This is a genomic window from Clostridium sp. 7_2_43FAA (assembly GCF_000158375.2).
GTDB lineage: Bacteria > Bacillota > Clostridia > Clostridiales > Clostridiaceae > Clostridium > Clostridium tertium.
The window spans coordinates 2107621-2119460 of record NZ_JH815222.1; the positions used below are offsets into that span (position 1 = coordinate 2107621).

Genomic DNA, 11840 nt, shown 5'->3' on the forward strand with positions numbered 1-11840 from the left:
TATTAAATATAGATATATTTAATAATACCTTGCTTATTTAACTTACTTTCTTATTTTAAACACATTGATAGATTCAATTAATTTTTTTGAGCTCTCCATAGCATTATTTGAGTTAATTATGGTTTTGTCTGATTTACTACTTGCATCCACAATTTTATTTGCAATATTAGCTATTCCACTACTACCTTCTATTGTTGCTTTAGATACACCGTTCATAATGTCTGAAATCTCCTTAATAGATATTAATAAGTCATTAGAAATTTTATCAAACTCATTTACTATATTATCTATCAATATTCCATCATCTTTATATGTTTCTGTTACTCTTATCATATTAGAAAATTCATTTTGTAAATCCTTATCCATAAAACTAATTAAACTATTTGAACTATCTATAAGACTGTTAACTGCTGCAGATATATCATTTCCTGTCTCCTTTATCTTAATAACAGATTCTTTTGAAGCTTCCGCAAGCTTTCTTATTTCTTCGGCAACTACTGCAAATCCTCTTCCTGCCTCTCCTGCTCTTGCAGCTTCTATTGATGCATTTAAAGCTAGAAGATTAGTTTGTTCTGTAATCTCTATAATTATTTCTGATAGTTGATATATCTTATTAATTACTTTAGTTTGTTCTATGGCATCTTTCAATGTTATTTTAGTACTTTCCAAAACTTCATTTGTATTCTTAAGGCCCAAATTAACAGAATTCTTATTATTTAATGCTCTATTACTTATTTCTCCTGCAATCTTTGACCCATCCTTTGCCTTATTTGCAATTGATTCAGCAGATATTTCTATAGCTTCAATTGAATGACCTATTTCTTGAGTTGATGCAGATGTTTCTTCCATAATTGCCGTTACTTCTTCAGATGTAGCTGCCATATTTTCTAAGCTAATATTTAAATCATATATATTTGAATTAATATTCATAATAGAATACTCTGTATTTTTTGATTCTATTTTAACATTTTCTAATAAAATACTAAGTGAATTCTGAATTATAGTTATATACTTTAATATAATTCCAAGTTCATCTTTTCTATTTAAAACTTTTTTATCTATTTCTTTTGAGAAATCTCCCTTTGAAATTATCTCCATTTCATTGACAGCTACCTTCAAAGGTTTAACTATATTCCTTGTTATAGCTGCTGCTGCAATAATTCCAGTAATTAATACCAATATTATGCTTGTAAGCAGTAATGAAATTAATTTTTTTATAGCCTGCTCATTTTCAATTTTTATACTTTCTGCTATAGTATTACTATAATTAGCAAGCTTGTTTAATTCGTATCTAAACCCTTCACCAAAATCAAGTTCAACTAATTCAAGTTGTTTTTTAGCCTCATCCCCATTTCCTGAAATAGCTAAATTAATGATTTCATTTTGCTTATCTCTATAAGGTTTTAATTTAGTTTCAATTCCTATTATTGCTTTACTTGTATGATCATCAATATATATATTTTTATAATTGCTAAAATTTTTATCAAAGTTTTCCTTACTCTTAATTACTTTCTCTTTTTCTTCTTCTTGAAAATTCTTATTGCCAACGTTTAAAATAATTTTATAAATACTTGTTTCAATACTACGTTCTTCATTTATGCTATTATTCAAGCTTAATACAGATGAAAAATTTTCATTATACATTTTTTGCATTCTTTCATCAGCTTTATTAAGTTGAAATATTCCTATTCCCCCTATAACAAGCATCATTAAAGTTAACGTAGTTGTTAAGATAAATATTTTCACTCTAACTTTTAAGTTTTTAATCATATATCCACCCCGTTCATAATTGAATTTTGTACAATTTAATTATCCATTATAATCTCATTATAGTCAAAATATTCCTTTAACATTGTCAAAACTTTATAATAATTGTCAAAATACTTTATAGAAAATAAGAAAAGCACTTAGTAAAGAATCTATTTACTAAGTGCTTTTCTTTAATATTAATACTTATAATTGTATTTCTACTACTTCTTTTTTTTCAAGGCTTTTTAACACATCTATTACCCTTTGATTACTTGATCCCCTATATTTTAAAGATATATTTCTTTTATCTATTTCAAACCTTCCATCAATAAGTACATCTACCAAAGACAATATAGATAATCTATCTTCATTTTTTATTATATCCTCATATAAATAGCCAGACCATAACCAAATACTTTTTTTAGTTTCTTCTTTTATTCTTTTTAATAAATTAAACAAATCTTTATCTTGTATTTGTTCCATAGGTTCTCCACCTAAAATATTAACTCCATTTACATTTGGATTTTTAACGTATCCTATAAATTCTTCTTCTGTTTCCTTTGTCCACTTATCACCATAATTGAAATCTTGTAAATCTTTATTAAAACAACCCTCACAATTATTAGTACATCCACTTACAAATAATGTAGTTCTTATACCTGGTCCATTACTAACATCAAATTTTCTTATTTTAGAATAATTCATTTAGCAAACCTTCCTTATAAATGTAACACTCTATCTCCAATTTCAGCAGTTCTCCCTTTATTCCAATAATTAGTTCCTATATAACCACAAGTCCTTCTCATTACTTGCATTTCCGCTTCTTCTTTATTTCCACAGGATGGGCAGAACCATTCTAAATTATCATCTAATTTAATTTCACCAGTATAGCCACATTTATAACAGATATCTGGTTTAGTATTTATTTCTGCATATTGTATATTATGATATATAAAGTTTATAATTTGCTCAATTGCATCTAAGTTTTTGCTCATATCAGGAACTTCTATATAAGAAATACATCCACCTAGGCTTATGTTATGGAATTGAGATTCAAATTTTAATTTACTAAATGCATCTATTTCTTCACAAACATGAACATGATAAGAATTAGTATAGTATAACTTATCTGTTACATTTGGAATAACTCCAAATCTATTTCTATCTAGCTTACAAAATCTATATATTAAATTTTCTGCTGGGGTACCATATAAACTAAATCCTAAGCCAGTTTCTTCTTTCCACTTTTGACACGCTTCATTCATATGATTCATTACAGCTAAAGCAAACTTTTCTCCCTCTTCGCTTGTATGACTTATTCCAAGCATTGATTGAACCATTTCATGTATTCCTACATAACCTAATGACAATGTTGAGTACCCATCTTTTAATAACTTATCTATTTTTTCTTCTTTTTCTAACCTTGCTATTGCACCATGTTGCCAATGTATAGGAGAAACATCTGAAAGTGTTCCAAGAAGCATATTATGTCTTGTTAAAAGAGCTTCCTTACAAAGTTCTAATCTTTGATTTAGCATATCCCAGAATAACTCCATATCTCCATCAGCAATTATACCTATTTGAGGTAAGTTTAAACTAATTACCCCTTGATTGAATCTTCCATACCATTTATAGTTACCTTCTTCATCTTTCCATGGTGCAAGATGTGATCTACATCCCATTGGTGGGAAAGTATTTCCTTCATAATTCATTCTCATCATCTTTGCTGATTGATAATCTGGAACTAATCTTCTTGCCGTACATTTTGCAGCTAATTTAGTTATATAATCATATTTTCCACCTTTAAGACAATTGTGTTCATCTAATAAATAAACAAGTTTTGGAAAAGCCTCTCCTATTTCTTGTCCTTTATAATTTTTCATACCTTCTAATCTTTGTTTTATCATTTCTTCACAAATTAAGGCCATTTCTTCTTCATACTCATTACCTTCCTCAATCTCTAGGTAAATTGTACTAAACGGAGCTTGACCATTCGTAGTTTGCAATGTTGATAATTGATATCTTATAGTTTGAACTCCATCTCTTAGCTCCTTAAACTTCATATCTTTAGCTAATTCTCTTGCAAGTTCTTCATTATTATATTTTTCTAAATACATCTTATAAGTTTTTTCTTCAGTTACTCGTAAAAATTTAGCAAGATGTTTTATTGTTATGCTTTGTCCACCATACTGATTACTTGCAACTTGAGCCATTATTTGAGTAGTAACAGTACATGCTGTACTAAAGGATTTAGGCGTTTCTACAAGTTTATCATTTATAACTGTTCCATTATTCAACATATCTTCTAAATTAATTAAGCAACAATTAAATATATTTGAAAGAGTATAATCCATATCATGCCAATGTATTACCCCTTCATCGTGTGCTTGAACTATATAGGTTGGAATAAGTCTTCTTCTAGATATATCTTTTGAAACTTCTCCAGCAATTAAATCTCTTTGTGTTGCCGCTATAACAGAATTCTTATTTGAATTTTCTTTTATAACATCTTCATTAGTTTTATTTAAAAGACTTAGTATACTTTCGTCTGTTGTATTTGTGTTTCTCTTAAACTCTTGTACCGCTCTATATCCTTCATAGGATTTAGCTGTTACGATTTGCCCATAGTGAACAAGTCTATCGTAAACATAAGATTCGATTTTATGTATAGTTGGAGTATCCCCTTGTTTTGAAAAATATTTTTCAGCATCACTTGCTATAAGCTTTGCTATATCTGCTAAATAAATACCGCTTCCATTTTTCATTGCTTTAGAAATTGCAGCCCTTATTTTATTCTTATCAAAATCAACTATACTTCCATCTCTTTTAATAACTTTCATTTAACCCATCTACTCCCCTTTAAAAGTTTTAAAACTTTTATATTTTGCCTTCTTTTAGCACTCATTTTCTAATTATACAATAAAACATTTTTCATTGCATTTTTACAACTACTCGTTTTTTTAAACAATCCTTATAAATTTTCACTTATCTCAAAATTACCTTTGTTTTATGGATATAGTTGATATTTTTTTTAATTAACATATATTTATATATTTTAATCCTCGATAAATTTTCAATATTCACCCCTAGGTAGCATTAATACTATGATTAACATTTTATACAAAAATAAAAACTTAAAAGCTATACTAAATTAAACATTAAAATTAAAATAGCATAGCTTTAAATTTATAATTTTTCATCAATCAATTTTATTTTACTTTGTGTTTCATCATTTATAGGTATACCTTCATACCATTTATCATTATTTATCTTTGCTACATCACCAAAATATTTACTTTTCAATATTATTTCTGGTCTGTACTCAAAATGTAAAATATCAAAGTGCTCCCATTTTCCACCCCAGACAAATCCATTATCTTCAAATACTCTAACTAACTCTTTAGGATAACCTTCAATTCTCTTGCTTCCTTTAGTTTTATCAACCCATTTCCAATAATCTGCATCATTTCTGCTTAAATCTATAGCTATTCCATAGGCATGCGGACTAAGTCTTCCAGTATCTTGTATAACCCTATAATTATAACCTCCACTTATAGGGAAGATATAATTGTTGATTTTATTATTTGTTTTAGCTACTTCTCTTGCTTCATTTAAAGCTTTCTTTAAAGATTCACCTGCTTTAGCATTTTTATTAAACATTACATTACCACAAGATGTTGAAAAAGAAGATAAATTCTTTTCTATTTGATTCTGATTGCTCCCATAAATACTATTAAGAAAAGAATAAGCTCTTCCTCTACCAGGATCCATTCCATCTACAACCATACTTATACTCTCTAATGGATATATATCCTCCAATGTATCTTGTAAATCTGCATTTGCTGTTTTCATATCTTTACTTTTTTCTTTTTTATCATCATACAAAATCTTTTTATCATTATTTAGTATTAAATATATATATCCATCTTCAGATACATCTATATCCTTTATTTCTTCTGGATAAGCTAACATTAAAACTAATAAATCTCGTTTAGCATTATTTATATATGTACCTTCTTCCATAACCATAGCTTGTGGCTTATATCCTATTAAGCTAAATAAAAGTACTATACAATATATAATTATAAATTTCCTTTTCATATTTTCACCTACTTATATTTTATATTTTTATTATTCCTAAAAAAAATAAACATACTCTGATAATTTAATAATTTTTAATTTGAGATTTTTTTTAATTACTGTTAATATATAGTAAATACTTTTTATAAGGGGGCAAAATATGAGTATTATAGTTTCTAAATTTGGAGGAAGTTCTCTTGCTGATGGTAATCAATTTAGAAAGGTAAAGGATATTCTTTTATCTGACAATAGAAGAAAATTTGTTATACCTTCTGCACCAGGGAAGAGGAACTCTAAAGATTTTAAAATTACAGACCTTTTATATCTTTGTCAAGCACACATTGAATCTAGTATTCCACTAGATGATGTATTTAATCTAATATCTAATAGATATAAAGCTATAGTTTATGAGCTTGACCTTTCATTGGATATAGACATTTATTTAAATGAAATAAAAAAGGATATAGAAAATGGAGCATCTAAAGAATATGCTGCAAGTAGGGGCGAATATCTAAATGGTATTATTCTTGCAAATTATTTAGATTTTAAGTTTATAGATGCTAAAGATGTCATTATATTTAATAAATATGGAAGCTTAGATAATGAAGCTACATATAAAGCATTAAAAAATACACTTTCTAATTACGAAAAAGCCGTAATTCCAGGATTTTATGGATGTGATCCTCTTGGAAATATAGTTACATTTTCTAGAGGTGGTTCTGATATTACAGGAGCATTAGTTGCAGCAAGCATGAATGCTGATTTATATGAAAATTGGACAGATGTATCTGGTTTTTTGATGGCTGATCCCAAAATAGTCGAAAATCCCATGCAAATCAAGAAAATTACTTATAGGGAATTAAGGGAGCTTTCTTACATGGGAGCATCTGTATTACATGAAGATTCTGTTTTTCCTGTAAGAAATGCTGGAATACCTATTAATATAAAAAATACTAATCTTCCATCCGACCCAGGAACACTTATTGTTAAGGATATGGAGCCTGATTATAATAATCCTATAAAAGGGATTGCTGGCAAAAAGGATTTTACCGTAATTTCTATTGAAAAAGCAATGATGAATTCAGAACTTGGATTTTGCAGAAAGGTTCTATCAATATTAGAACAAAATTGTGTTTCTTTTGAAAACATGCCTTCTGGTATAGATACTGTTTGTGTTGTTATATCAGATTCACAGCTTAATAATAAAATAGATATTTTAGTTGATGAAATAAAAAGAGCATGCAATCCAGATTCAATTGTAGTCCATCCCAATATGGCTCTTATTGCAACAGTTGGTAATGGAATGTCTTCAAATAAAGGTATTGCAACTAAAATCTTTTCATCTTTAAGTGATTCTAATATTAATATAAGAATGATTGATCAAGGCTCTAGTGAAATAAATATCCTTATAGGAATAGAAAATGACGATTTTGAAAAAGGAATTAACTCAATTTATAAAGCATTTATTTAAGTTATAAAATTAAAGGCAAAATGCTAGTTTACTCTACATTTTGCCTTTTAAATTATTTCTTTAAATTATTTTTTCTAGCCATTTATAGCTACTATATCTACTCCATTTTCATCTTCTCTTATCGTTATTTCCATTTTTAGATTTCCAGTTGTTATACTTCCAACTATTTTTATTCTACTAGTTCCCTTTTTTATATTATATGTATCTTCCCCTAATTCAGTATGCTCTAAAATATTTATAACATTATTATATGGATCTATCAAAACCACTTTAAACTTTCCAGACTCAATATTAGAACTATATTTTATATTGATTTCCGTATCATTATTAGAGATAACATGCCAAATAGTATCCATTCCTGTAAACTTGAAAGTTATATCTGTATTGGAATTTTCATTTATCCCTCTTTTTTCTAAATAGGAATAATTATCATTTATTGACACTATCTTTGAATTATCATTATATATACACTTTTCATTATTATAAAAATAAAATTTATCTAGAAACCTATTTATGGTTATTACTATTCCTGATACTATAATTATAGGTAGGATAAAATAAACGAGCTTTTTATTACTCATATTCCTCACTTCTCCAAATTTCGTAAACTCTGGAAAGAATTATACCATATAATAATATTTAATTCATATATTATACAAAAAATAATAAAATATTTATTATTTTATTATATATGTTAAATTATTCAAATTAATTATTTTTCTCTAGTAAGTTTTATTATTATATCCTTATGATCTGGATATAGGTTTAAAAGATACTCTCTTTCGAATAATTCAAAATCTTCATATTCAAATGCTGGGGCAACCATACATCCAACTAAAGAAAATCCCTCATTATTCATAGCTGAGCCAAATATATATCCTTTTGGAACTAAAGCTTGTGGAACCTCCCCATTTTCTATATTTATCCCAAGTTGTTTTGTTATAAGTTCTCCCTCTGGACTTATCATATAAATTGTAAGTGCTTCTCCATCGTGGTAATACCATAACTCATCAGATTTTAACCTGTGAAAATTTGATACCTCACCTGTTCTTAAAAGAAAATATATACTACTCCATAAGTTTTTATTTTCTCTCACCTTCTCTTCTGATAAAAATGATTCTTTGAAATATCCACCTTCAACATGTGGTAACATTTCTAAATTTTTTATGTAATATTCTGCATTTTTCATTTTATATCCCTCCCTTTATTTATTAATATTATATACTAAATTTCTAAATATTACATTTCTAATTCCAATACTTCTTCCTCTTGGTATTCAATAAGATTCAGTTTATCTTTTTCATTTAACTCCTCTAAAATTCCTTATATAAAATCTATATTTTTGTTTTTTATCAAGTTTAAGCATTTCTAATCCTTTCCTAAATGGCATTCTAATATCAGTTATTACTAAATCAGGGATAATTTACTTATTACCGCTAATCCTTTTTCTCCATCTTCTGCTTCTTCTATAACTGTAAAACCCATAGATAGCCAATCAATTGTATGAACTAAACCTTTTCTTATTATTTCTTCATCTTCATCTATTATAAGCTTATACACTTCACTTTCCCCCTCTAGTATACGGTAAAATTATTTTAACTAAGGACTCTTATCTTCTTCACTTGATATTCCTATTCTATATTCTTCTCCATATAACAATTTGACTCTTTTGTGTATATTATATAATCGAATACTTTCCGTATAATTATCATCTATTGATTCACAAATAATAGTAGCTAAAACTTTTTTTCATTTAAAATTCCCCCTAATATTTAATAATTTCTTTTGTCCTTTCATTGTTGTAAATTAATAATATCAGATGTAAATGTATAAACAAGTCTTAATATCTGTACAAATATATTGTTTTATGAACAACACTTTATATGTTTGAAATTGCTTCATATTTATTTAATTTATGGTAAAATATAGCGTATACAAAATATACTATTAAAGGAGATATATAAATGAAATTCATTTTTAGGTTTAAGAATTTACTATCTATATTTATTATTGCTTTTTTCACTACTACATTAGTTGCATGCAATAATAAACCTATAGAAAAGGAAGTCTCAAAAGGGTATATATGGGAGGCAACTAATGGCAGTACTAGTGTAAATTTAGTTGGAACTATACATCTTGGTAGTAATAATATCAATTTTTTAAATGATGATATAAAAAGAATAATTGATGAAACTGATGTTTTATCTGTAGAACTCGACTTATCACTTAAGGAAAATATAGAGAAAACTCAATCCTCTGGATATTTAAAAGATGGAAAAACTATAGAAAATTATTTATCTGAAGATGAAATTAATAAATTATCTTCTATTATTAATACATTAAGTCCTAAATTCAATATAAAAGAAATAAATAATTTAAATTCTTTCTCGCTAATTAGTTTATTGACTAATCTCTGTTATGCTAAAGCTGGAATACTTGGAAATGGATTAGATTTAATTATGATAAACGGAGTGAAATTACGTAAAGCTAATGGAGATAATATAACAATTAATGAACTTGAAGGAGTTGATTACCAACTTGAAACAATAAATAAAACTTTTACTTGGGAATATCTAAAAAAATATTTAAATGACTATTCAAATTCTAATATTGATGAAGAAGTTGATATAGCAAAAAATCTTTTTAATGCCTATAAAACTGGAGATATTGAATTTATTGAAGAATCAAATAATAAAATGAAAAATGATAACCCGGAATACTATAAAATAATGCTTACAGATAGAAACATTGGTATGACAAATAAAATCGACGAATTAATTAAAGATGGTAAAAATCATACAGTTGCAGTTGGAGCCGCTCATTTTATCGGTGAGGATGGCATATTGAAGTTGCTAGAAGAGAAAGGTTATAAAATAACTAGAGTAAATTAAAAACTATATATGGAGGTTCATTTATATGTATGAATATAAATTTATAAGACTAGAATTAAAAGGTTTTATAGAGTCAAAACCAAGGCAAGACTATCATCAAATAGTAACTGATCATGCAAAGGAAGGATGGAGATTAGTACAAATCCTTACTCCACCAACTGGTGCTTATGGATCTGCTACTCATTTTGAATTAATATTCGAAAAACAAATTTAATAAAAACATTATTCAATTATAAAGCAAAATAAGAAAGATTAGCACCTCTCTTTCTTCTTATTTTGCTTTATTTCTTTAAATATAATTTTCATTTTTCCTTTAATATATTTATTATATAAAATTAGCTACAAAAGCAATTAAATATGATGCTGGTACAAACAGTAGCAATGCCACAAAAGTACCTACCACTTTACTTCCTACCATTGCTATTACACAAGCTCTAAAATCCTCTTCACTACATTTGCCATCAACTACATCATCAGTCATAATTGATAAATGAGGATCAATAAAAATTGATGTCAGTATTGTTGCTGTTCCATTAATTACTGGTGATAAAGATAAACAAGTCATTCTAAGATCTGGTGATATACTTGCTGCATATATTGGTGCAAAAGCTCCCGCTGTAATAATGGCTACAGAAATAAAATTATAAAATAAAATTTTTTTAGGAAGTATTCTATAATTTATACTTGTTAAACTTTCTTTTACAGGAATTGCTATACTTTCCTTCATGTATTTCACACCATTTTTTGAAAAACTATGTATGATAAGCTTAGGCATTGACCTTTCTATTGAAAAATGATTTACTGCCTTACTAAACATTTGCTGAAATGTTGGTATTAAAAAAGCTCCAACTATAGATGCTATACCTGAAATTATAATTATTAAATTAAATATATTAAGCAAAGCTCCACTACTTGGATCACTTTCTACAAACTTTGTTAATAAAGGAGTTTGGAATGTCAGTGCAGTTCTTGAAACAAGCATTAATACATTAAAAACTGCAAATGTAACAGCTATTTTCCCTGTTCTAACCCCTACTAACCTAACTGAATACGCTAATGTTCCAATTAATGAAATTATAAAGTTTAATACTAAAACAATTATAATTTGTTTATCCAACTTATATCACATCCTTTAATGCCGTTTTTAAATATATATTTCAAATTAAATTATCATAAATCCTAACTTTATTGTTAAATATTTTTTAATTTATAAATTTTAATAATACTATTAATATTCTCTTAAGAACTATAGTCATCTTAATTATAACTAAATGTGTTTATAACTAAAACATATTTGGTAAATTATAATATATTTGTAATAATTAAAAAGTGAATAATATAATGAACCGCCCCCTGTCAAGTAGACAGGGTAAATAATATAAAATTATGCTGCTAAGGTGTGGCTTCTATATTCAATAGGAGCCATACCTTTTAGTTTCTTTTGTAATCTTTTTGTATTATAAAATTTTATATATTCATCAATAGCTTGTTCAAGTTCTTCAAAGATTGAAAACTTTCTTAGATAGTACATTTCTGATTTTAAAGTACCCCAAAAAGCCTCCATAGGCCCATTATCAATACATCTACCTACCCTAGACATACTTTGCACTGCATTTAATTTTATTTTAGTTTCATCTTGTAATGTTTTA

General features: G+C 26.9%; 12 protein-coding genes. 3 read left to right on the forward strand and 9 right to left on the reverse strand.

Annotated features, from left to right (window positions below):
• Positions 1 to 42: 42 nt before the first annotated feature.
• The 4 genes from CSBG_RS11580 to CSBG_RS11595 all read right to left on the reverse strand — a co-directional run bounded on the left by CSBG_RS11580 (position 43) and on the right by CSBG_RS11595 (position 5850).
• Complete coding sequence (locus CSBG_RS11580; RefSeq protein WP_008679699.1) at positions 43 to 1770, reverse strand: methyl-accepting chemotaxis protein; 1728 nt, start codon at positions 1768 to 1770, stop codon at positions 43 to 45.
• 183 nt (positions 1771 to 1953) lie between these two features.
• Entirely contained in the window at positions 1954 to 2454 is a 501-nt protein-coding gene (gene nrdG, locus CSBG_RS11585; RefSeq protein ID WP_008679700.1) for an anaerobic ribonucleoside-triphosphate reductase activating protein, read from the reverse strand.
• A gap of 14 nt (positions 2455 to 2468) precedes the next feature.
• Positions 2469 to 4589, reverse strand: coding sequence for an anaerobic ribonucleoside-triphosphate reductase (gene nrdD, locus CSBG_RS11590; RefSeq protein WP_008679701.1), 2121 nt, complete (start codon positions 4587 to 4589; stop codon positions 2469 to 2471).
• Between the two features lie 346 nt (positions 4590 to 4935).
• Positions 4936 to 5850, reverse strand: coding sequence for a M15 family metallopeptidase (locus CSBG_RS11595; RefSeq protein WP_008679702.1), 915 nt, complete (start codon positions 5848 to 5850; stop codon positions 4936 to 4938).
• A gap of 139 nt (positions 5851 to 5989) precedes the next feature.
• Between CSBG_RS11595 and CSBG_RS11600 the strand changes: the two genes are divergently transcribed.
• Positions 5990 to 7300, forward strand: coding sequence for an aspartate kinase (locus CSBG_RS11600; RefSeq protein ID WP_008679703.1), 1311 nt, complete (start codon positions 5990 to 5992; stop codon positions 7298 to 7300).
• 74 nt (positions 7301 to 7374) lie between these two features.
• Here the strand turns inward: CSBG_RS11600 and CSBG_RS11605 are convergent, their stop codons facing one another.
• The 3 genes from CSBG_RS11605 to CSBG_RS18025 form a co-directional block, all read right to left on the reverse strand.
• A complete protein-coding gene (locus CSBG_RS11605) occupies positions 7375 to 7881 on the reverse strand; it encodes a hypothetical protein (RefSeq protein WP_008679705.1) in 507 nt (168 codons plus the stop codon).
• A 131-nt stretch (positions 7882 to 8012) separates the two neighbouring features.
• Positions 8013 to 8489, reverse strand: a complete 477-nt coding sequence (locus CSBG_RS11610) for a cupin domain-containing protein (RefSeq protein WP_008679706.1) — start codon at positions 8487 to 8489, stop codon at positions 8013 to 8015.
• A 218-nt stretch (positions 8490 to 8707) separates the two neighbouring features.
• On the reverse strand, positions 8708 to 8860 hold the full coding sequence (locus tag CSBG_RS18025; RefSeq protein ID WP_008679707.1) for a hypothetical protein: 153 nt from the start codon (positions 8858 to 8860) through the stop codon (positions 8708 to 8710).
• A 404-nt stretch (positions 8861 to 9264) separates the two neighbouring features.
• Between CSBG_RS18025 and CSBG_RS11615 the strand changes: the two genes are divergently transcribed.
• Both CSBG_RS11615 and CSBG_RS11620 read left to right on the forward strand, forming a co-directional pair.
• Positions 9265 to 10191, forward strand: a complete 927-nt coding sequence (locus tag CSBG_RS11615; RefSeq protein WP_008679708.1) for a TraB/GumN family protein — start codon at positions 9265 to 9267, stop codon at positions 10189 to 10191.
• 25 nt (positions 10192 to 10216) lie between these two features.
• Positions 10217 to 10405: a DUF4177 domain-containing protein gene (locus CSBG_RS11620; RefSeq protein WP_008679709.1), complete on the forward strand. Its 189-nt coding sequence runs from the start codon at positions 10217 to 10219 to the stop codon at positions 10403 to 10405.
• 111 nt (positions 10406 to 10516) lie between these two features.
• Here CSBG_RS11620 and CSBG_RS11625 read toward each other — a convergent pair whose 3' ends face one another.
• Together CSBG_RS11625 and CSBG_RS11630 are read right to left on the reverse strand one after the other, a co-directional pair.
• Entirely contained in the window at positions 10517 to 11308 is a 792-nt protein-coding gene (locus tag CSBG_RS11625) for a lipid II flippase Amj family protein (RefSeq protein WP_008679710.1), read from the reverse strand.
• 267 nt (positions 11309 to 11575) lie between these two features.
• A partial coding sequence (locus tag CSBG_RS11630) for an IS3 family transposase (protein WP_008679711.1) occupies positions 11576 to 11840 on the reverse strand: 265 nt, incomplete at its 5' end.

What these genes read in the sequence shown, in the direction of transcription:
- CSBG_RS11605 (WP_008679705.1), bottom strand. Translation starts at nt 7,881, where the DNA reads ATGAGTAATAAAAAGCTCGTTTATTTTATCCTACCTATAATTATAGTA.
- CSBG_RS11600 (WP_008679703.1), top strand. Translation starts at nt 5,990, where the DNA reads ATGAGTATTATAGTTTCTAAATTTGGAGGAAGTTCTCTTGCTGATGGT.
- CSBG_RS11610 (WP_008679706.1), bottom strand. Translation starts at nt 8,489, where the DNA reads ATGAAAAATGCAGAATATTACATAAAAAATTTAGAAATGTTACCACAT.
- CSBG_RS11595 (WP_008679702.1), bottom strand. Translation starts at nt 5,850, where the DNA reads ATGAAAAGGAAATTTATAATTATATATTGTATAGTACTTTTATTTAGC.
- CSBG_RS11615 (WP_008679708.1), top strand. Translation starts at nt 9,265, where the DNA reads ATGAAATTCATTTTTAGGTTTAAGAATTTACTATCTATATTTATTATT.
- nrdD (WP_008679701.1), bottom strand. Translation starts at nt 4,589, where the DNA reads ATGAAAGTTATTAAAAGAGATGGAAGTATAGTTGATTTTGATAAGAAT.
- CSBG_RS11580 (WP_008679699.1), bottom strand. Translation starts at nt 1,770, where the DNA reads ATGATTAAAAACTTAAAAGTTAGAGTGAAAATATTTATCTTAACAACT.
- CSBG_RS11620 (WP_008679709.1), top strand. Translation starts at nt 10,217, where the DNA reads ATGTATGAATATAAATTTATAAGACTAGAATTAAAAGGTTTTATAGAG.
- nrdG (WP_008679700.1), bottom strand. Translation starts at nt 2,454, where the DNA reads ATGAATTATTCTAAAATAAGAAAATTTGATGTTAGTAATGGACCAGGT.